The 21,633-nt window shown below is 52.4% G+C and carries 22 protein-coding genes and 1 pseudogene; 9 read left to right on the forward strand and 14 right to left on the reverse strand.

Annotated features, from left to right (window positions below):
• The first annotated feature begins 87 nt into the window (after positions 1-87).
• Complete coding sequence (gene loiP, locus A7090_RS16665) at positions 88-846, forward strand: metalloprotease LoiP (RefSeq protein ID WP_105274864.1); 759 nt, start codon at positions 88-90, stop codon at positions 844-846.
• Between the two features lie 55 nt (positions 847-901).
• On the opposite strand, the gene dagF is transcribed toward loiP, so the two are convergent.
• The 13 genes and pseudogenes from dagF to A7090_RS27070 form a co-directional block, all read right to left on the reverse strand.
• Positions 902-1,645, reverse strand: a complete 744-nt coding sequence (gene dagF / locus A7090_RS16670; protein ID WP_105274865.1) for a 2-dehydro-3-deoxy-phosphogluconate aldolase — start codon at positions 1,643-1,645, stop codon at positions 902-904.
• Positions 1,632-2,741 (reverse strand): D-glucosaminate-6-phosphate ammonia lyase, encoded by a 1,110-nt coding sequence (dgaE, locus tag A7090_RS16675; RefSeq protein WP_105274866.1) that lies wholly within the window; start codon positions 2,739-2,741, stop codon positions 1,632-1,634. Before dgaE ends, dagF begins: the two co-directional genes overlap by 14 nt.
• Before the next feature lie 3 nt (positions 2,742-2,744).
• Positions 2,745-3,605, reverse strand: a complete 861-nt coding sequence (locus tag A7090_RS16680; RefSeq protein ID WP_198599593.1) for a PTS system mannose/fructose/sorbose family transporter subunit IID — start codon at positions 3,603-3,605, stop codon at positions 2,745-2,747.
• Entirely contained in the window at positions 3,602-4,351 is a 750-nt protein-coding gene (locus A7090_RS16685; RefSeq protein WP_105274868.1) for a PTS mannose/fructose/sorbose/N-acetylgalactosamine transporter subunit IIC, read from the reverse strand. Before A7090_RS16685 ends, A7090_RS16680 begins: the two co-directional genes overlap by 4 nt.
• 25 nt (positions 4,352-4,376) lie before the next feature.
• On the reverse strand, positions 4,377-4,862 hold the full coding sequence (locus A7090_RS16690) for a PTS system mannose/fructose/N-acetylgalactosamine-transporter subunit IIB (RefSeq protein ID WP_105274869.1): 486 nt from the start codon (positions 4,860-4,862) through the stop codon (positions 4,377-4,379).
• Between the two features lie 10 nt (positions 4,863-4,872).
• A complete protein-coding gene (locus A7090_RS16695; protein WP_000214203.1) occupies positions 4,873-5,301 on the reverse strand; it encodes a PTS sugar transporter subunit IIA in 429 nt (142 codons plus the stop codon).
• A gap of 118 nt (positions 5,302-5,419) precedes the next feature.
• A complete protein-coding gene (gene dagR / locus A7090_RS16700) occupies positions 5,420-8,218 on the reverse strand; it encodes a transcriptional regulator DagR (RefSeq protein ID WP_105274870.1) in 2,799 nt (932 codons plus the stop codon).
• A gap of 258 nt (positions 8,219-8,476) precedes the next feature.
• Entirely contained in the window at positions 8,477-9,397 is a 921-nt protein-coding gene (gene speB / locus A7090_RS16705; protein WP_000105566.1) for an agmatinase, read from the reverse strand.
• A 135-nt stretch (positions 9,398-9,532) separates the two neighbouring features.
• Entirely contained in the window at positions 9,533-10,264 is a 732-nt protein-coding gene (locus A7090_RS16710; RefSeq protein ID WP_105274871.1) for a hypothetical protein, read from the reverse strand.
• 145 nt (positions 10,265-10,409) lie between these two features.
• A complete protein-coding gene (speA, locus tag A7090_RS16715) occupies positions 10,410-12,386 on the reverse strand; it encodes a biosynthetic arginine decarboxylase (RefSeq protein ID WP_105274872.1) in 1,977 nt (658 codons plus the stop codon).
• Positions 12,387-12,394: 8 nt separating this feature from the next.
• Entirely contained in the window at positions 12,395-12,526 is a 132-nt protein-coding gene (yqgB, locus tag A7090_RS16720; protein ID WP_105274917.1) for an acid stress response protein YqgB, read from the reverse strand.
• 93 nt (positions 12,527-12,619) lie between these two features.
• A complete protein-coding gene (yqgG, locus tag A7090_RS27065) occupies positions 12,620-12,763 on the reverse strand; it encodes a protein YqgG (protein WP_274541177.1) in 144 nt (47 codons plus the stop codon).
• A gap of 110 nt (positions 12,764-12,873) precedes the next feature.
• Positions 12,874-13,125: pseudogene (locus A7090_RS27070) on the reverse strand (hypothetical protein).
• Positions 13,126-13,180: 55 nt separating this feature from the next.
• Here A7090_RS27070 and metK point away from each other — a divergent pair.
• From metK to ruvX, 8 genes are all read left to right on the forward strand, one after another.
• Entirely contained in the window at positions 13,181-14,335 is a 1,155-nt protein-coding gene (gene metK, locus A7090_RS16735; RefSeq protein WP_001062128.1) for a methionine adenosyltransferase, read from the forward strand.
• 472 nt (positions 14,336-14,807) lie between these two features.
• The gene (gene galP / locus A7090_RS16740) at positions 14,808-16,202 is read left to right on the forward strand and encodes a galactose/proton symporter (RefSeq protein WP_105274873.1); all 1,395 of its coding nucleotides are present in this window, start codon (positions 14,808-14,810) and stop codon (positions 16,200-16,202) included.
• Positions 16,203-16,278: 76 nt separating this feature from the next.
• On the forward strand, positions 16,279-16,776 hold the full coding sequence (locus A7090_RS16745) for a SprT family zinc-dependent metalloprotease (RefSeq protein ID WP_105274874.1): 498 nt from the start codon (positions 16,279-16,281) through the stop codon (positions 16,774-16,776).
• Positions 16,777-16,870: 94 nt separating this feature from the next.
• Positions 16,871-17,578 carry a deoxyribonuclease I gene (endA, locus tag A7090_RS16750; RefSeq protein WP_105274875.1) on the forward strand — a complete coding sequence of 236 codons (708 nt, stop codon included), beginning with the start codon at positions 16,871-16,873 and terminating at the stop codon, positions 17,576-17,578.
• A gap of 79 nt (positions 17,579-17,657) precedes the next feature.
• A complete protein-coding gene (gene rsmE, locus A7090_RS16755) occupies positions 17,658-18,389 on the forward strand; it encodes a 16S rRNA (uracil(1498)-N(3))-methyltransferase (protein ID WP_001300912.1) in 732 nt (243 codons plus the stop codon).
• A 12-nt stretch (positions 18,390-18,401) separates the two neighbouring features.
• Positions 18,402-19,352 carry a glutathione synthase gene (gene gshB, locus A7090_RS16760; RefSeq protein WP_105274876.1) on the forward strand — a complete coding sequence of 317 codons (951 nt, stop codon included), beginning with the start codon at positions 18,402-18,404 and terminating at the stop codon, positions 19,350-19,352.
• Positions 19,353-19,460: 108 nt separating this feature from the next.
• Entirely contained in the window at positions 19,461-20,024 is a 564-nt protein-coding gene (locus tag A7090_RS16765) for a YqgE/AlgH family protein (RefSeq protein WP_105274877.1), read from the forward strand.
• A complete protein-coding gene (gene ruvX / locus A7090_RS16770) occupies positions 20,024-20,440 on the forward strand; it encodes a Holliday junction resolvase RuvX (RefSeq protein ID WP_105274878.1) in 417 nt (138 codons plus the stop codon). Before A7090_RS16765 ends, ruvX begins: the two co-directional genes overlap by 1 nt.
• A gap of 208 nt (positions 20,441-20,648) precedes the next feature.
• Here the strand turns inward: ruvX and A7090_RS16775 are convergent, their stop codons facing one another.
• A complete protein-coding gene (locus A7090_RS16775) occupies positions 20,649-21,629 on the reverse strand; it encodes a PilT/PilU family type 4a pilus ATPase (protein ID WP_105274879.1) in 981 nt (326 codons plus the stop codon).
• Positions 21,630-21,633 lie beyond the last annotated feature (4 nt).

Here is a 21,633-nt window from a genome sequence, read left to right on the forward strand (position 1 = left end):
GCTTTTCCTTATACTGGGACTGAGCGTCGGTTCACCTGCAAACGACGCCTTTTTAGAATGATCCTGACCTTGTGCGGAAGAGAAAACATGAAAATTCGCGCCTTATTGGTAGCAATGAGCGTGGCAACGGTGCTGACCGGTTGCCAGAATATGGACTCCAACGGACTGCTCTCATCAGGAGCGGAAGCTTTTCAGGCTTACAGTTTGAGTGATGCTCAGGTGAAAACCCTGAGCGATCAGGCATGCCAGGAGATGGACAGCAAGGCGACGATTGCGCCAGCCAACAGCGAATATGCTAAACGCCTGACAACCATTGCCAACGTGCTAGGCAACAATATCAACGGTCAGCCGGTGAATTACAAAGTGTATATGGCGAAGGATGTAAACGCCTTTGCAATGGCAAATGGCTGTATCCGCGTCTATAGCGGGCTGATGGATATGATGACGGATAACGAAGTCGAAGCGGTGATCGGTCACGAGATGGGGCACGTTGCGTTAGGCCATGTGAAAAAAGGGATGCAGGTAGCACTGGGCACCAACGCCGTGCGAGCAGCTGCGGCATCTGCGGGCGGGATTGTCGGCAGTTTGTCACAATCACAACTTGGTGATCTGGGCGAAAAATTAGTCAATTCGCAATTCTCCCAGCGCCAGGAAGCAGAAGCCGATGATTATTCCTACGATTTGCTGCGCCAACGCGGCATCAGTCCGGTGGGGCTTGCCACCAGCTTTGAAAAGCTGGCAAAACTGGAAGAAGGCCGTCAAAGCTCAATGTTTGACGACCATCCGGCATCTGCCGAACGCGCCCAGCATATTCGCGATCGTATGAGCGCGGATGGGATAAAATAAGTCAGACATACCGATCTACAACATAATTGTAGGTCGGTAACGCCTGAATCCCCGATCAGAGTAGTGATTTCACTTTATTCAGCAAAACGGCTACATCATCCGGTCGGGTATATCCCGTATCAGGGTCTATAATCGAGCTGTAAACATGCGGCATAATGCGCGGCACACCCGCCTCCAGACAAGTTTTCAGAATCACACTGAAGTTATCCAAATCAATCCCGCCGGTCGGCTCAATCAGCGTCATACCATTGCGCGCCGCCGTGGTCGCCAGCGCGTATAGCTCCGGAAGCGACTTCTCGCCGCCCATCGGAAAGAACTTCGCCGCGTGTGCGCCCATATCTAGCATCATTCGCACCGCCGTATCGCAGGAGACGCGGGCAGGCGTACCTTGGCTGCTGCTAACGCCGGTGGAAATCAGCACTTCGCCCGGCGTCCCCGCCGGACTAACCAGCGCGTTGACATGGGTCTGCTCACCGCCCGTCGCCGCAAGCGCGCCTGCAGCGAAACCACAACCGGTAAAGGTCTGGTTAACGTGTGCTGGATGAACCTGCGCCGCAATCATCGCAGCTTTGTAATACTGCGCCGGGTCACCCGCCCCCAGACCTACTGAAATGGACGGTATTTCCGCCATCCAACGTTTAACTTCCTGGATCCCCTCATCCACCGAGGAGAACTGCGCGGAAAGCACGCCAATCACTGCGTGGCCTTCGGCGGCATCATAGATTTCACGGGCATTGGCGATATCTTTCGCCAGCACATTAATTGCCACGCGATTACGATAGAAATTAATCTTTTGCATGATCTGCAATCTCCTTCAGTCGCGCCACGATAAGCGCCATCTCCCCTTCTGCCACCGTACGCGGATCAAGGCTAAAAACGCCCTGGTGGAGGTTATACCGCCGTGCATAAATCGCGATATCGCCACCACGCAGTTGCGCTTCGACGACGCGAGCGTCAACTCCCAATTCCTGCGCATTTACCCGAATACGAATACGCCAGATTGCACGCCCGGCTTCATCCTGCTCAATATCAGCCGTTAACCCGTGAATCACCGAAATCGCTTCAACCACTGGCTGGAGCTGTTCCGCGGTGATGATTGCCTGCCCCTGGTGATAATTCTCCAGCGCGTAAACCAGCCCAACCATGTTCTCCTTGCCGATTTTCATCGCCCTGGCAATGCCGTGATGCTGCGCTTTGCAGGCTGCAATCCAGGTTTTTTTACCAGTGATAAACCCGGAGGTCGGTGCGTTAAAGGCTTTTGCGCCGCTGTAGACCACCATATCCGCTCCGCTCACCACCCAGGCACGTAAGTCCTCTTCGGCGGCGGCATCGACAATCAGCGGCAGGTTGTGCATCTGCGCGACTTGTGCGAAGTCCTCGATGTTCAACATTCCCTTCTGCACGCAGTGATGCGACTTCACATACAGCAGCGCGGCGGTCGCGTCGGTAATGGCACTCTCCAACTGCCAGAGAGCCGCCAGGTTACTTGACCCCACCTCCACCACGCGCCCGCCACCTAAACGGATCGCGCTGAGGATCGATGCGCCGTAATCGACGTTATGGCCGCGCAGCATCACCACTTCATTGGCCATGCTGGAGCTATCCGGCATGAGCGCCACCCGGGCCTTGTCGCCGCGGGTAATGGCGGCGGCTACAGCGATGGCGATCCCTGCCGAGGCGCAGGAGGTAACGTAGCTATCCTCCGCCCCGGTAAAGCGAGAGACCAGCTCGCCGGTTTTGTCCACCAACTGGTCAATCTCCACGAAAGAGGATGCCGCACACGCGGTGGCCTGCATCACCTCCGGCGCGACACTGGAGACGCCGAGAATCGTCATCTTACCGCAGGCGTTAATCACTTGTTTCAGCCCCAGTTGTTGATAGATATTCTGCGTCATGGCTTACAGCACTCCCAGCAGCGAGCAGACCACGCTCAACGCCACAATTGACAGCAAAATCGTGGTGTAACGCGGCCCCTTTTTCACTAGATAGAAGTAGATCGCGAACACTGCCGCCAGCGGCAGTAGGCCGGGCGCGATGGAGTCAAGAATCTGCTGTACTACCACTTCAGAGCCTTTCAGTGCGCTAATTTTTAAAGGTGAGGTTATCTTGACAAAGCTCGCGGATAGCGCACCCATCATGATAAGCCCCAGTACGTTAGCGCCGTAGATAAGCTCCTTGATGCGCCCCCCCTGCAGCAGGCTGATAATCGAATCTCGCCCTAGCGTATAGCCCTTGTGCACCATGCCGTAGCTGATTGCCAGCGTAATCGCCGGGTAGAGAATCAGCGGCAAAATACCGCCCATTGAGCTGCCATTGGCGGCGAACGGGATAAAAATAGCAATCAACAGCGGCATCACGGCCGCCCAGATGATGGAGTCGCCCATTCCGGCCAGCGGCCCCATCAGGCCGGTTTTAATCCCGGTGATAGAGGCATCGTTAATCGCCTCGCCGCGGGTCTTTTGCTCTTCCATGGCGATGGAGATCCCCTGGATCACCGCGCCAAACGTCTGCTCTGAGTTGAAAAAGTTCAGATGGCGTTTTAACGCCTCCACCTGCTCCTCTTTTTGCGGATAGAGTTTTTTGATAATCGGCGTCATCGAGGCGCAGAAAATCAGGCTCTGTAAACGCTCATAGGAGCTGGAAACCTCCGCGCCCAGCCAGTAGATAAACCACGCTTTGGTGATATCCGCTTTGGTCAGCGCCCCGGACTCCCGCGCGCGCTCCACCAGTTCATGCTGCATTACGTCGCCGCTCATTATGCCGCTCCTTCATTTTTCGCCAGGCCTTTAATCAGGAAGGCCACGCAGGTGCCGAAAATCGCCATCGCCATGATGTCCACCTTGAGGTACAGCACCGCGAAGAATCCGCCGATAAACCACGGCAGTAGGCTCTTTTTACCAATTACCATAATGGTGATGGCGAAGCCCAGCGCCGGGAGAATCCCGCCCATGATTTCAAACGAGTGGGTCAGCCAGTGCGGCATCAGCTTGAGGAAACTTTCCACTACGTTCTGGCCGAAGTAGTTGGCGGCGAACACCACCGGGAAACGTAGCACCAGCCCCAGCAGCGCCGGGTAGAGAAAGGCGCAGCGCATAATGGCTGACATATTGGCCGTTTCCGCGTGTTTGTCGGCCATATGCACCCAGGCCGCATTTAGCGTGCGACGCAACTGGTCGAGGAATACGCCGATAACGCCAAATGGAATCGCCAGTGCAATCGCCAGGTTAGGGTCCATATTGGCCTTAACGGCGATAGGAATGGCGATACAGGCCGCCAGCGACGGGTCTGACGGCACATTGCCGCCTGGCGTTGAGGTCACGCCCAGATAAACCAACTGCATCCCCGCGCCGATAATCATCGCCGCGGGCATATTGCCGAGCAGCAAGCCGACAAAGACCGCCACCACCACCGGCTGTAACAGCATGGCGGAGAAGGTATAGCCAAGGCGCAACCGGGCAAACCAGTAATACAGCCCCATCAGGCTTGCAAAAAGTAAGGTATCCATAATGTGTTATCCCATGTTCAGAGGGTCAGAATTTTTTCAGGATATCGTCCAGCGACTGCGGCTTATCTTCCGGGATGGTCTGGAAAACAGCCTTAATGCCACGACTTTTCAAATCGTTAAGAATGCCAACGTCTTTTTCATCCAGCGTTATGTTCTGGAACACTGCTTTACGGTTTGGCCCGCCACCTAAGCCGCCAACCTGAATATCAGCCACGTCAAAGCCCTGCTGCACCGCTTCCTGAATCGCCGCCAGCGACGGGAACAGCACCAGCACGTTGCCATCGCCCAGTTGGTTCTCTTTCCACGCGGCCGCGAAGCTCTGGTTGCTGAAGCAGTCCACTTTGATATTCGGCGGCGCGGCCATCAGGTAGATATTTTTCATAAACGGATCGGCGTCCAGCTCGTCGCTGACCACCGCAATACGGTTGGCCCGGGATTGCCCCACCCACTTCGTCACCACCTGCCCGTGGATAAGACGGCTGTCAATGCGACATAACACGATGTTTGCCATACGATTTTCCTTACTGTTGTAATTGACGAATATGGGAGACGACGTCCAGGCAACTGTTGCGCCCAGCCTCCACCAGATCGGCCACGCAGGCGGTCAGTGGGCCATGTTCGCGCTTGTCCAGCGCCTCCAGCAGCAGCGAGGCATTAAGCCCGGAGATCACCGCCACCGGATAATCGGCGCTCAGCCGCGCCGCCACGTTAGAGGTAGTGCCGCCGATAAAATCGGTCACGATAAGCGAACCTTCCGGCATGGTTTTCACCACGGCTTCGACGCGCTGGTAAAACTCGCCCAGTGTATCGACGGGCATCAGCGCGATTTCCGTCACGCCTTCGATTTCGCCCATCACCATGCGCAGGCTGTTGCAGAGCTGCAGCCCCCAGCCGCCGTGAGTTAGCAGCAGAATTTCAGGTAACGGATGAATAGGTACAGTTGTGGTCAAAATAGCCTCCTTTGCTCCAGTGTTTACATTTCGTCAGGAGCAAAGGACGTGCCAGAATTTGTGTCACGCTCAGAGGAAAAGAGATTGGATGGGACGTTAAGCCCTGTAAACCAGGGGATCAGCTGTAGAGCAGTTCGTAGATATAAAAATATTCTGCGTCCGATAAACGGATAGCGTAAGCCTCTTCAATCGGCAAAAAGGAGGATTTGATGACGCTAAAGGCACGAGCGTCCAGATCAAGCCGTTTTTCCAGCGCCATCTGTAACGGTTTGCGGTTAATCACGATACGCTCGACCATGCAGCAGCAGTGGATCAGAAAACGTAGTGTCACCTGGCGGCTCGGTTTCAGGGAGAGTGTGTTGGTTAAGTGGTTCAGAACGTCCTCGATCTCTTTCAGAATTCGCTGCGGGTTGAGCACCGAAATATGGTTGATGATGCTCTCCATGGTCAGCGCGCTGATAAAGCGCATGGCGCTGCGCTCCATCTCCAGTCGGCGCTCGCTGCTTGAGAGATCCGGCGTCAGCAGGCTGAGTACCAGCTCCGGCCCTTGCTCGGAAAACAGTTCCTCCAGCGAGATAAACGGAATATCCGGCAGTCCCGGCTGAAAAGTGCCGACGATCCCTGCCAGCCGTTCACTGGCGTTAAGCGCCTGCTGAATGCGCTCCAGGCTGCGCACCTCATTATAGTCGAGAATCACCATGCGCGTATCCTCCGACATCAGCTCGCCAAAGCTCTCCTCCAGCACCTTTTTGATCTTTTCCGCCGTCCCCATTCCGGTAATACATGAGATAACCAGCACTTTGCCACCGCTCTCTTGCTGCGGCGTACAGAGCCGACAAGGGATATTTTTACTCTGCATGAGCACCGCCAATTGCGATAGATCGCCAGTTTCGTAGCTTAAATCCAGCCCCACCTCCAGCAGGCTGGTCAGAGTGATATTTGGCAACAACAGAACGTCAATCTGGAACAGCTTGCTGATAGTGCTGCCAAAATGGACCAGCGATCCGATATCCACCATCAGTATCAGCCGATGCCAGCACCGGTCCTGAATCATCCGAGTCATAGTTTCCAGGGTGTCATGCACCGACTGCTCAAATGGCATATCAATTGCGTAGAACAGCTCGCGCTCCAGCACCCGGTTCACATATTGCGCCTGGCTCGTTGCGGTGGTCGCACCGTGAGCGATTAGAATCACGCCGCAGTCAGGGCTGGTGTCGATGCGCTGGCGATAGTGGCGACACTCTTTCAGGAACAGGCACAGCCAGACCACCTCCGTCGCCGGGCACTGAATATGCAACAGCTCATTGATTTTGCGGCACAGAACCGTGGCATTGTCATACTCATCTTTACAGCGATCCAGAATCAGGCTGGATGAATAGAGTTGAGGTATAAGCCCTCGCCGCACATAGCCAATCAGCGCAAGGAAGTGTTTACGTAACGGGTTCGCTAGGTTTTCTGGCAACGTAAATCCTAATACCTGCTCCACGTAACCGATCAGCAGCGTCACCCGCTCCTCAATTTGATCGCCATAGCGCGGTGGATGTGCCGTACTATGGCGGCTATAGAGACCGTATTCAAAAATCGAACTGAGTTTGTTTTTCAGGATAGCCAGCGTTTCTGCGGGCGGCACGTTACTGTTGCGCAGATTGACATATTCACGAGTCAGGAAACTGTAAAACAGGTCGCTCTCTTCTATTTCCGCACTGGTCGCCAACGAATTTTTTAACGCGGGCAACGTACGCGCATCCACGTTCAGACGATCTTTACCGCCAAACAACGCATCGACCAGCAGACGCTGCTCTGGCGTAGTATTAAACGACATCTCTGCCAGTCGTTTATCTAACTCTAGCGTATCGTTACGCTCAGTCATTCCCGACGCCCACGCCTGCGCGCACAAGAACTGAATATCGCTTTTAAGCTGGCCGATATTGCCTTCCAGGGGTTTACTTAACAACCAATGCAAGAGCGTTTTATCAAGGCTTATGGTACGTTCAATTTTACGACTTTCACGCTGGAAGAAGCCGATAATCAATTCGAGCTGCTCCTCGACCGAACGCTGGCGAATACCCGGTAAGTCAATACATACCTGGATACGCCGCTGGAAGGTACGCAATAGTGCCGAGTTGACCGACTCTGTGGTGGCGCAAATAAGGCGCACCGAAATTGAATATGTTGTCCCACTTGAACCAAGTGGGCGGTATTCACCTTTATCGAGAATAGAAAAGAGCTTCTCTTGTCCTTCGTACGGGAGGCGATGCACTTCATCCAGAAGTAAATAACCTCCGTCAGCTTGCTCCACCAATCCCGTTTTATTCTCACTTGCCCCGGTAAATGCCCCCTTATGGTGACCAAACAGATGTGAGGAAAGCAACTCCGGATTATGAGCATATTCGGCACAGTTAAAGTAAACCAACGGAGGTGGCGAACCTATGGTGTGCTTGCAAGCGAAGCAATGCATTAACTCAGCAAAGAATGTTTTGCCAACACCAGATGCCCCGGTTAACAGCACATGCAGTCCGTGGGGATAGAGCACCGCTGCGCGGCCTTTTTCTACCGCATCACGGAGACTACGGTCGTATCCGATAAGTCCGGAAAACGGATCATCATCTGTATATTTTTCTTTCTTTGGCAATAAACTAGCCACTGAATGAACTATGCATTCGCAATCATCCAGTTTTCGATTAATGAGCAATTCTAGTGCGTGACGATGTAGAAAAAAAACAGGACGTCCCTGACTTTTTACCACCAAGCCTTCATTCCATAATTGATTAAGATCTTTACTAACCGAGTTGCGTGCCAGCCCAAGGTTAAAACCAATCGCCTCAGCAGTAAATGCTTTCTCCTTCGCTAAATCAGACAGTTCCAGCCCATACGTCAGTCGCTCCAGCTCCTTGCAAATAACATCAATCCGTCTCATTTCTTTACCGCTTAAAAAACAATAGTTGTTCAGAACATACACTATTTGTAAACGTAAGAATGAGAACTACCGGGAAGAATTAATGTTCCTTGTGGCAATCTGGTTTCTGAATATTCGTGTTTTAAATATTACTTATGTTCTGAAACAACCAGGCAGGTGAACAGAGCTAAGAAAAAGTAGCGTAGAAATATAAAAACATATATCGCACTGATGAATGTTTCCCGGCATGACTATGCACACCGGGAAATATTTAGCGAATTACTCGCCCTTTTTCGCCGCCTGAATATAGAGCATCTCCAGCGCCAGCGTCGCTGCTGCCAGAGCGGTGATTTCCGACTGATCGTATGCCGGAGCCACTTCCACTACATCCATCCCAACAATATTGAGATCTTTCAGGCCGCGTACCAGTTTAATAGCGCGATCGGAGGTCAGGCCGCCAATTACCGGCGTACCGGTGCCCGGCGCAAAAGCAGGATCCAGACAGTCGATATCAAAGGTCAGGTAAACTGGCATATCACCCACAATCTGTTTCACCTGGGCGATAACGTCATCCACGCTGCGATCGTTCACCTGGCAGGCGTCCAGCACGGTAAAGCCGTTGTCTTTATCAAACTCGGTACGAATACCAATCTGCACGGAATGATTCGGGTCGATCAGACCTTCTTTCGGCGCGGTATAGAACATGGTTCCGTGGTCAAATTCACAACCATTCGCGTAGGTATCGGTGTGGGCATCAAAGTGTACCAGCGCCATTTTGCCGAAATGCTTCGCATGAGCACGCAGCAGCGGCAGCGTAACAAAGTGATCACCGCCGAAGGAGAGCATACGCTTACCGGCAGCCAGCAGCTTCTCGGCGTGCGCCTGCAGCTTCTCACTCATCTCACGAGCATCGCCGAAGGCATACACCAGATCGCCGCAGTCCACCACGTTCAGACGCTCGCGCATATCGAAATTCCACGGGAAGCGATTGTGTTCCCAGGCCAGATTCGTCGAAACCTGACGGATCGCTGCCGGACCGTGACGCCCACCCGCACGACCAGAAGTGGCCATATCGAACGGCACGCCGGTAATCACCCAGTCGGCATCGCTGTCGTACGGCTGGAAGTTCATCGGCAGGCGTAAAAAACCAAAGGCGTTGGAAACCAGTGAGTTATCGTATTGATGACCTAAGGTGCTCATGGATGGACTCCTATTACAAAGTCGATATAAAAAAACCCTTCCGCGTCGTTAGGCCCGACGAGGAAGGGTTGGATTTGCGAAACACAAGTTTGTGCTAATTATCGCCTTAAATGAGCGAGGCATCAAGCGAGGTTGCTATTTCCGACACGGTGGCGGCGCATAGCCATTGTTATCTGCCGGGAAGGCTTGCCCAGAGCACGGCGGCAGCGCGTTTTGCACCGGGCCTTGCAATTCGAAAGCGGCAAAGCCGATTACGCCAGTATTACGCACATTACCTTGCGCCGAATTGGCTGCGTAGGAATCGGCAACGTTGGCGAACTGAAAAGCCGCTTCGGTATGTTTATCTTTGCGGAATCCTTTAATCGCTAACGAATCTCCGGCATTTACAATATAGCCGTTGTTATTCAGCGAACCTTGCTTGCCGTTCAGCACATCCAGACCATCAACCGTAGCAACGATCTCGTAGTTGGTGTTACGACTGTAATTACGAACATATAATTGATAATTCATTCCTACTCTGGCATGGACAATATAGCGTGGTTCATTATTTGATGAATCATAAATTCGAGTGATAGGAAGCGAATTGAAATTAGCATCACGAATAGCATATTCCAGTTCGTTAATACGAATGCTATAAACGCGGTCGTAGCCGGAAGGAATATTAGTCGAATAACTAATAACGATCATCTCTGCGGGGTCGCGCCAGGCACGTTCAGCAGAAACACCTTGTACCGACGAGTGGACATCTCCCCCCCATGCGGTGCCAACATTACCCGATGAACGACTATTATACTGCGCGTTACTGGCGCAACCGGCCAGCAGCACGACTAATGCCACCAACGCGCTACGTACTTTCCATTTTTTCATAACCGTTCCCTCTGCATTTAATTAATGCAACGATTGTAGGGAAACAATATTAAAAGGAAAGCTGCCGGATTACTTTTAAGAATATATAAAAAGAAAACGGACCGATTTAAAAAAACAAATCGGCCCGCCAGTGGAATAATCTTAATTATTCATCTTCAAGATAGGTATAACCGTACAAACCTGCCTCGAACTCTTCAAGGAACTGTTGTTGCAGTTCAGCATCAAGATCGGTTTTCTTCACCTGATCACGGAACTGGGTTAACAGCGTTTTCGGATCAAGCTGTACATATTGCAGCATGTCTGCCACGGTATCGCCTTCGTCAGACAGTTCGACCTCTACGCTACCGTCAGGGAAGACGAACACATCAACCGCTTCGGTATCACCGAACAGGTTGTGCATGTTGCCGAGGATCTCCTGATATGCGCCGACCATAAAGAAACCGAGCATCGGTGGATTCTCTGGATCGTACTCCGGCATAGGCATTGTTGTGGCAATACCATCACCATCGATATAGTGGTCGATAGCACCATCAGAGTCACAGGTAATATCCAGCAGCACGGCGCGGCGCTCCGGAACTTGATTCAGCCCTTCCAGCGGCAGAACCGGGAACAATTGGTCGATCCCCCACGCGTCCGGCATCGACTGGAACAGCGAAAAGTTGACGTACATTTTGTCCGCCATACGTTCCTGCAATTCGTCAATAATCGGGCGATGGGCGCGGTTTTGCGGATCCAGCTGCTTTTGCACCTCATGGCACATGCTCAGATAAAGCTGCTCAGCCCATGCCCGCTCTTGCAGGCTAAAGGTGCCAGAAGAGTAGCCGATATGAATATCATGCAGATCCATCTGGCTGTCGTGCAACCATTCACGCAGAGAACGGCGAATTCCCGGTTCGTGCATTTCCTGCCAGGTTTCCCACATGCTTTGCAATGCGCGCGGCGCGTCTTCTGCAGGCGCGGTCGGCACCGTGTATTCGTTACGTTCCACGCCGATGATATTAGACACCAGCACGGTGTGATGCGCAGTCACTGCACGACCCGACTCGGTGATTACCGTCGGATGCGGCAGACCATTTTCTTCACAGGCATCGCCAATCGCCCAGATGATGTTGTTGGCGTATTCATTGAGGCCATAGTTTACGGAGCAGTCAGACTGCGAACGGGTGCCTTCATAGTCAACCCCCAGACCGCCGCCAACGTCGAAGCACTGAATATTGACGCCCAGCTTGTGCAGTTCCACATAGAAACGCGCAGATTCACGAACGCCTGTCGCGATATCGCGAATATTCGCCATCTGCGAACCAAGGTGGAAGTGTAACAGTTGCAGGCTATCGAGACGCCCTGCTTCACGCAGCGTTTCAACCAGTTGCAGTACCTGCGTCGCCGCCAGACCGAATTTCGACTTCTCGCCGCCGGAAGACTGCCATTTGCCAGAACCTTGCGAGGCCAGACGGGCACGCACGCCCAGACGAGGAACGACATTCAGACGTTCTGCTTCATCCAGCACAATGGCGATTTCCGACATCTTCTCAATGACCAGATAGACCTTATGGCCCATCTTCTCGCCAATTAACGCCAGACGGATATATTCGCGGTCTTTATAACCGTTGCAGACGATGACGCTACGGGTCATACCTGCATGCGCCAGCACCGCCATCAACTCAGCTTTGGAACCGGCTTCCAGGCCCAGCGGTTCGCCCGAATGAATCAGGGACTCAATCACGCGGCGGTGCTGGTTAACTTTGATCGGGTAAACGAGGAAGTAATCGCCGTTATAGCCGTAGGATTCCCGCGCGCGTTTGAACGCAGCGTTAATAGAACGCAAGCGGTGCTGCAAGATCTGCGGGAAGCAGAACAGTGCAGGCAGACGCTGGCCCTGCGCTTCGCGAGTCTTCACCAACTGCGCGAGATCGACCCGAGCTTCCGGGACGTCCGGGTCCGGGCACACGCTGATGTGACCCAGCTCGTTAACGTCATAGTAGTTATTGCCCCACCAGGCAATATTGTAAGTACGCAGCATCTTGCTGGCTTCCTGGGAGCTCATTGCAACCTCCTGCATGGAGCGTAGTACACCGTGTTCGCCCGCTGACGAAGGCAAACCCATAGACATGTCGTCAGACATAGCGAACCTCAAATTATTTTATTAAGTGTAAAACAGTTAACGACTATCGCAGCCTGGAACTGCGATAACAACCCATAAACACATAGATTTTCCAGCAGTGAATGCTGACGCTCCAACTGCGCAACCGGTTTCTTTTTCATAACATTATTAAGCACATAACCGAACGTAAGTGTGACAGTTCGGCGAAACCACGAGAAAACTCTTGTTTTTACAAGAGCGCCCTTGTTCAGTCCTCAGTAACTGTAACCAGCTCTTGAATCCTGAGAAGCGCCGAGATGGGTATAACATCGGCAGGTATGCAAAGCAGAGATGCAGAATGCGGGGAACGAATCTTCACCAGAACGGTGAGACAGATTAAGCAGCAGACAACGGTTCATTATTTCGTATCACCTCCACGGCCGCCTGTTAAGACGAACCCTCAAGCCAAAACTCTGATTTCAACCCGGCTGGAAGTGGCAACACGAAAGAAACGTCGTGTGCTTTTTATTTAAGCCGCGCGCCGCGTTTTATACCCCACAATGGCAGAAAATTGCAAAAGATAAATACGCAGAATGCCAGCATTGTCAGGAAAAATTTCCAGCCACGTTTTTAACAGAATGAGACATTACTCAAAAAAAAGTGGAAATTGGGTGATGAATTGACCTAAAATAGCCGTCCAGATGTTAATCCATCCATACTGATTAACACTCAGACTGCCAGTGTTTTTAACCTGCAGAGTCGTGGTAGGATCCGCTACCACAGAAAATCCACACAACAGTTTGAGCTAACCAAATTCTCTTTAGGTGATATTAAATATGGCAAAACACCTTTTTACGTCCGAGTCCGTCTCTGAAGGGCATCCTGACAAAATTGCTGACCAAATCTCTGATGCCGTTTTAGACGCGATCCTCGAACAGGATCCGAAAGCACGCGTTGCTTGCGAAACCTACGTAAAAACCGGCATGGTTTTAGTTGGCGGTGAAATCACCACCAGCGCCTGGGTAGACATCGAAGAGATCACCCGTAACACCGTTCGCGAAATTGGCTATGTGCATTCCGACATGGGCTTTGACGCTAACTCCTGTGCGGTTCTGAGCGCTATCGGCAAACAGTCTCCTGACATCAACCAGGGCGTTGACCGTGCCGATCCGCTGGAACAGGGCGCTGGCGACCAGGGTCTGATGTTTGGCTACGCAACGAATGAAACCGACGTGCTGATGCCAGCACCTATCACCTATGCACACCGTCTGGTACAGCGTCAGGCTGAAGTGCGTAAAAACGGCACTCTGCCGTGGCTGCGCCCGGACGCGAAAAGCCAGGTAACTTTCCAGTATGACGACGGCAAAATCGTTGGCATCGATGCTGTCGTACTTTCCACTCAGCACTCTGAAGAGATCGACCAGAAATCGCTGCAAGAAGCAGTGATGGAAGAGATCATCAAGCCGATTCTGCCCGCTGAATGGCTGACTTCTGCAACCAAATTCTTCATCAACCCGACCGGTCGTTTTGTTATCGGTGGCCCGATGGGTGACTGCGGTCTGACTGGTCGTAAAATTATCGTTGATACCTACGGCGGCATGGCACGTCACGGTGGCGGTGCGTTCTCCGGTAAAGATCCATCAAAAGTGGACCGTTCCGCAGCGTACGCAGCACGTTATGTAGCGAAAAACATCGTTGCTGCTGGTCTGGCCGATCGTTGTGAAATTCAGGTGTCCTACGCAATCGGCGTGGCTGAACCGACCTCCATCATGGTGGAAACTTTCGGTACCGAGAAAGTGCCTTCTGAACAGCTGACTCTGCTGGTACGTGAGTTCTTCGACCTGCGCCCATACGGTCTGATTCAGATGCTGGATCTGCTGCACCCGATCTACAAAGAAACCGCAGCATACGGTCACTTTGGTCGCGAACATTTCCCGTGGGAAAAAACCGACAAAGCGCAGCTGCTGCGCGATGCTGCCGGTCTGAAGTAATCTTTCTTCACCAGCTTTCAAAGGCCAGCCTCACTCTGGCCTTTTTCTTATCTAAAAAATGCCCGATGCGCTACGCTTATCAGGCCTACAACCATCGCGACATAGAGGTGGATAAAGCGTTCACGCCGCATCCGGCAAAAGCCGCTACCACGATAGCAACATTCCGTTGCTGAACACGTTTACCCGCAAATCATCACCACTATTGAAACCGTTTACACCAACCACATCAGCCAAATATTTGTACTATTTTCATATTATTATTCAGTTATTACATTTTTTTCAGTAAAGTCTTAATTGCAGATAGCTGAGTTTAATTTATGGTGGTATAACTCAATTATTTTCATATACTTAAATCATATCTAAGATAAATGCTTGTGTAAACGATTACACTGATGTGATTTGCTTCACATCTTTTTACGTCGTACTCACCTATCTTAATTCACAATAAAAAATAACCATTTTGGAGGGCATCATGCCTGACGCTAAAAAACAGGGGCGGTCAAACAAGGCAATGACGTTTTTCGTCTGCTTCCTTGCCGCTCTGGCGGGATTACTCTTTGGCCTGGATATCGGTGTAATTGCTGGCGCACTGCCGTTTATTGCAGATGAATTCCAGATTACTTCGCACACGCAAGAATGGGTCGTAAGCTCCATGATGTTCGGTGCGGCAGTCGGTGCGGTGGGCAGCGGCTGGCTCTCCTTTAAACTCGGGCGCAAAAAGAGCCTGATGATCGGCGCAATTCTGTTTGTTGCCGGTTCCCTGTTCTCTGCGGCTGCACCAAACGTTGAAGTACTGATTCTTTCCCGCGTTCTGCTGGGGCTGGCAGTGGGTGTGGCCTCTTATACCGCACCGCTGTACCTCTCTGAAATTGCTCCGGAAAAAATTCGCGGCAGTATGATCTCGATGTATCAGTTGATGATTACTATCGGGATCCTCGGTGCTTATCTTTCTGATACCGCCTTCAGCTACACTGGTGCATGGCGCTGGATGCTGGGTGTGATTATCATCCCGGCAATTTTGCTGCTGATTGGTGTCTTCTTCCTGCCAGACAGCCCACGTTGGTTTGCCGCCAAACGCCGTTTTGTTGATGCCGAACGCGTGCTGCTGCGCCTGCGCGACTCCAGTGCGGAAGCGAAACGCGAACTGGATGAAATCCGTGAAAGTTTGCAGGTTAAACAGAGTGGCTGGGGGCTGTTTAAAGAGAACAGCAACTTCCGCCGCGCGGTGTTCCTTGGCGTACTGTTGCAGGTAATGCAGCAATTCACCGGGATGAACGTCATCATGTATTACGCGCCGAAAATCTTCGAACTGGCGGGTTATACCAACACCACCGAGCAAATGTGGGGGACAGTGATTGTCGGCCTGACCAACGTACTCGCCACCTTTATCGCAATCGGCCTTGTTGACCGCTGGGGACGTAAACCAACGCTAACGCTGGGCTTCCTGGTGATGGCCGCAGGCATGGGCGTACTCGGTACAATGATGCATATCGGTATCCACTCTCCGTCGGCGCAGTATTTCGCCATCACCATGCTGCTGATGTTTATTGTCGGTTTTGCCATGAGTGCCGGTCCGCTGATTTGGGTACTGTGCTCCGAAATTCAGCCGCTGAAAGGCCGCGATTTTGGCATCACCTGCTCCACCGCCACCAACTGGATTGCCAACATGATCGTTGGCGCAACGTTCCTGACCATGCTCAACACATTGGGTAACGCTAACACCTTCTGGGTGTATGCGGCGCTGAACGTGCTGTTTATCCTGCTGACATTGTGGCTGGTGCCAGAAACCAAACACGTTTCGCTGGAACATATTGAACGTAATCTGATGAAAGGTCGTAAACTGCGCGAAATCGGCGCTCACGATTAATCAACTCAGGCTTCCTCCCGCCGTGGAGGAAGCCACCTCTTGCAGTCATCTTTTCTTCGCTCTATCCTCTGGCGCTATGAAAACATCCCGTCTCCCTATCGCCATCCAACAGGCCGTTATGCGTCGCCTGCGGGAAAAACTCGCCCAGGCCAACCTGAAGCTGGGGCGTAACTACCCGGAGCCAAAACTCTCTTACACCCAGCGCGGAACCTCAGCCGGAACAGCCTGGCTGGAAAGCGATGAAATTCGCCTCAATCCCGTTTTGCTGTTGGAAAACAGCGGAGCCTTTATTGAAGAAGTGGTGCCGCACGAACTGGCACATTTGCTGGTATGGAAAAATTTTGGCCGCGTAGCGCCACATGGCAAAGAGTGGAAGTGGATGATGGAAAGTGTGCTGGGCGTTCCCGCCCGTCGTACGCATCAGTTTGAACTGCAATCCGTGCGTCGCAACACCTTTCCCTACCGCTGTAAGTGCCAGGAACATCAGCTTACCGTACGCCGCCATAATCGCGTAGTTCGTGGTGAAGCCGTCTATCGCTGTGTTCACTGCGGTGAACAACTGGTCGCGAAATGACCATCTGAACTATCAGGAACTTTCCTGATCTGGCTGATTGCATACCAAAACAACTTTCGCTACGTTGCTGGCTCGTTTTAACACGGAGTAAGTGATGTACCGTTATTTGTCTATTGCTGCGGTGGTACTGAGCGCAGCATTTTCCGGCCCGACGTTGGCCGAAGGTATCAATAGTTTTTCTCAGGCGAAAGCCGCGGCGGTAAAAGTCCACGCTGACGCGCCCGGTACGTTTTATTGCGGATGTAAGATTAACTGGCAGGGTAAAAAAGGCGTTGTCGATTTGCAATCGTGCGGCTATCAGGTGCGCAAAAATGAAAACCGCGCCAGCCGCGTAGAGTGGGAACACGTTGTTCCCGCCTGGCAGTTCGGTCACCAGCGCCAGTGCTGGCAAGACGGTGGACGTAAAAACTGCGCCAAAGATCCGGTCTATCGCAAGATGGAAAGCGATATGCATAACCTGCAACCGTCAGTTGGCGAGGTGAATGGCGATCGCGGCAACTTTATGTACAGCCAGTGGAATGGCGGCGAAGGCCAGTACGGTCAATGTGCCATGAAGGTCGATTTCAAAGAAAAAGCTGCCGAACCACCAGCGCGTGCACGCGGTGCCATTGCGCGTACCTACTTCTATATGCGTGACCAATACAACCTGACACTCTCTCGCCAGCAAACGCAGCTGTTCAACGCGTGGGACAAGATGTATCCGGTTACTGACTGGGAGTGCAAGCGTGATGAACGCATCGCAAAGGTGCAGGGCAATCACAATCCGTATGTGCAACGCGCTTGCCAGGCGCGAAAGAGCTAACCTACACTAGCGGGATTCTTTTTGTTAACCCCTACCCCGCGCGAACAACCGCGTGGGGAAACGACGCGGATTTTTAACTATGCGTATCCCCCGCATTTATCATCCTGAACCACTGACCAGCCATTCTCACATCGCGCTTTGCGAAGATGCCGCCAACCATATCGGACGGGTACTGCGCATGGGGCCGGGACAGGCGTTGCAATTGTTTGACGGCAGTAACCAGGTCTTTGACGCCGAAATTACCAGCGCCAGCAAAAAAAGCGTGGAAGTGAAGGTGCTGGAAGGCCAGCTCGACGATCGCGAATCTCCGCTGCATATTCACCTCGGTCAGGTGATGTCGCGTGGTGAAAAAATGGAATTTACGATCCAGAAATCGATCGAACTCGGTGTAAGCCTCATTACGCCACTTTTTTCTGAACGCTGCGGCGTTAAACTGGATAGTGAACGTCTGAACAAGAAGCTCCAGCAGTGGCAGAAGATTGCAATTGCTGCCTGTGAGCAGTGTGGTCGTAACCGGGTGCCGGAAATCCGTCCAGCGATGGATCTGGAAGCCTGGTGTGCAGAACAGGATGAAGGACTGAAACTGAATCTTCACCCGCGCGCCAGTAACAGCATCAACACGTTGCCGTTACCGGTTGAACGCGTCCGCCTGCTGATTGGCCCGGAAGGTGGTTTATCGGCAGATGAAATTGCCATGACTGCCCGCTATCAATTTACTGATATCCTGTTGGGACCTCGCGTTTTGCGTACAGAGACAACTGCGCTCACCGCCATTACCGCGCTACAGGTGCGATTTGGCGATTTGGGCTAACGGAGAAGAATAATGATCAAGCTCGGCATCGTGATGGACCCCATCGCAAACATCAACATCAAGAAAGATTCCAGTTTCGCTATGTTGCTGGAGGCACAGCGTCGTGGTTACGAACTTCACTATATGGAGATGGGCGATCTGTATCTGATCAATGGCGAAGCCCGCGCCCATACCCGCACGCTGAATGTGAAGCAGAACTACGAAGAGTGGTTTTCGTTCGTCGGTGAACAGGATCTGCCGCTGGCCGATCTCGATGTGATCCTGATGCGTAAAGACCCGCCGTTTGATACCGAGTTTATCTACGCAACCTATATTCTGGAGCGTGCCGAAGAGAAAGGGACGCTGATCGTTAACAAGCCACAGAGCCTACGCGACTGTAACGAGAAACTGTTTACCGCCTGGTTTTCTGACTTAACGCCAGAAACACTGGTCACTCGCAATAAAGCGCAACTGAAAGCGTTCTGGGAGAAACACAGCGACATCATTCTTAAGCCGCTGGACGGCATGGGCGGCGCGTCGATTTTCCGCGTGAAAGAAGGTGATCCAAACCTCGGCGTGATTGCCGAAACCCTGACAGAGCACGGCACTCGCTACTGCATGGCGCAAAATTATCTGCCAGCCATTAAAGATGGCGACAAACGCGTGCTGGTGGTGGATGGCGAGCCGGTGCCGTATTGCCTTGCGCGTATTCCGCAGGGGGGCGAAACTCGTGGCAATCTGGCTGCCGGTGGTCGCGGTGAACCTCGTCCGCTGACGGAAAGTGACTGGAGAATCGCCCGTCAGATCGGGCCGACGCTGAAAGAAAAAGGGCTGATTTTTGTTGGTCTGGATATCATTGGCGACCGTTTGACAGAAATTAACGTCACCAGCCCAACCTGTATTCGTGAGATTGAAGCAGAGTTTCCGGTGTCGATCACCGGAATGTTAATGGATGCCATCGAAGCACGTTTACAGCAGCAGTAACCCACCTTAGCGAGAAGGATCTCTTTGAGACTCTGAGTGACAGCGCCCTTCTTTCCACGCATACTGGGCGCTGTTGCTTTTTTGAACCAGGAAACAGAACCTCTGACAATGAATTTACAGCATCACTTTCTTATTGCCATGCCTGCTCTCCAGGATCCGATTTTCCGTCGTTCCGTGGTCTACATTTGCGAACATAATACCAATGGTGCAATGGGGATCATCGTCAACAAGCCGCTGGAAAATCTCAAAATTGAAGGGATTCTGGAAAAGCTGAAGATCACGCCGGAGCCGCGTGATGAATCAATCCGTCTGGATAAACCGGTTATGCTCGGTGGCCCGCTGGCTGAAGATCGCGGGTTTATTTTGCATACTCCACCTTCCAATTTTGCTTCCAGCATTCGCATTTCAGACAACACGGTGATGACCACTTCCCGCGATGTGCTGGAAACGCTCGGCACCGATAAACAACCGTCTGACGTATTGGTGGCACTGGGCTATGCCTCCTGGGAGAAAGGCCAACTGGAACAAGAAATTCTCGATAACGCGTGGCTAACCGCTCCGGCAGATCTGAATATTCTGTTCAAAACGCCGATTGCCGACCGCTGGCGCGATGCGGCAAAACTGATCGGTGTTGATATTATCACCATGCCTGGCGTTGCGGGGCATGCCTGATGAGTGGAACCTTACTCGCCTTCGATTTCGGCACTAAAAGCATTGGCGTCGCGGTCGGCCAACGTATTACCGGCACCGCTCGCCCTTTGCCTGCAATTAAAGCACAGGACGGTACGCCGGACTGGAACCTTGTCGAGCGTTTACTGAAAGAATGGCAGCCGGACGAAATCATCGTCGGTTTGCCACTGAATATGGATGGCACCGAGCAACCGTTGACTGCCAGGGCGCGCAAATTCGCCAACCGTATTCATGGCCGTTTTGGTGTGGAAGTAAAGCTACATGACGAGCGTCTTAGCACCGTGGAAGCGCGTTCCGGTCTGTTTGAACAAGGCGGCTATCGGGCGCTAAACAAAGGCAAAGTCGACTCTGCCTCTGCGGTTATCATTCTCGAAAGTTATTTCGAGCAGGGATATTAAAGCGATTTAAAAGCCTGGTGGATAGCCGTTACCGCCATCTTGCCGGATGCGGCGTGAACGCCTTATCCAGCACACATCTGGCAGCGGCTGTAGGTCTGATAAGACGTGTTAGCGTCGCATCAGACATTTATTGCCGGATGCTGCGTTTGTAGGCCTGATAAGCGTAGCGCATCAGGCATATTTACGATGTTAATCAACCACTTTATCCTCACAAGCGCCCTTCTTTCATCCGCTGCTGATAACTCTGCTGAAACGTTAACATCCCCACCTGCTGCCCGGTTTGAATAACATGTGGTAACTGGTGGGTTTTCCCTTCGCGAATCAAATTCCCCACCGCGGGCGTGTTAATCAGCAATTCAAACAGCGCCACGCGTCCTTCCTGTTTATCCACTTCCAGCTTTTGTGACAACACTGCCCGTAAACTACCCGCCAGTTGATTACGTACGGGATCTTTTTCCTGCGCCGGAAATGAATCCACCAGCCGCTCAACAGCCTGTGCTGCACCGCGTGTATGTAAGGTCGCCAGCACCAGATGTCCGGTTTCTGCCGCCGTCAGCGCCAGACGGATTGTCTCACTGTCACGCAACTCCCCAAGCAAAATCACATCAGGATCCTCCCGCAATGCGGCACGCAGTCCCGATGCGAACGTCATACAATGCAAACCAATCTCCCGCTGCTGAATCAAACATCGCTGGCTGGCATAGAGATATTCCACAGGATCTTCCAGCGTCAGAATATGCGCATCGGCATGTTGATTGAGATAGCCAACCATCGCCGCCAGCGTGGTAGATTTGCCGCTCCCCGTCGCCCCCGTCACCAGAATCAGGCCATTCTCGCTCTTGAGTAATTCCGGCAATACCGGTGGTGCGCCAAGCTGTTCGAGCTGCGGGCAGTGCGAAGGTAACAGCCGTAACGCCAGAGAAATACCTTGCCGTTGTGCGAACGCACTGCCTCGCAATCGCTGGTTTTCCACCAGCGACACGGCAAAATCCAGCTGACCGTTCTCAAGCAACATCGCCCGCTGATCGTCATCCAGCCAATCCCGCAGTAGCTCTTCAACGTCCGGCGCATCAAACGGCGCAGCCTCCATTCTGCCGCGAATGCGCCATCGTGCGGGCCAGACGCTGCACAGGTGTAGATCCGAGACATTATGCTTTACACTAAGAGCCACAATTTCTTCCATATTCATACTA

It is taken from the genome of Escherichia sp. MOD1-EC7003 (assembly GCF_002965065.1).
Lineage (GTDB): Bacteria > Pseudomonadota > Gammaproteobacteria > Enterobacterales > Enterobacteriaceae > Escherichia.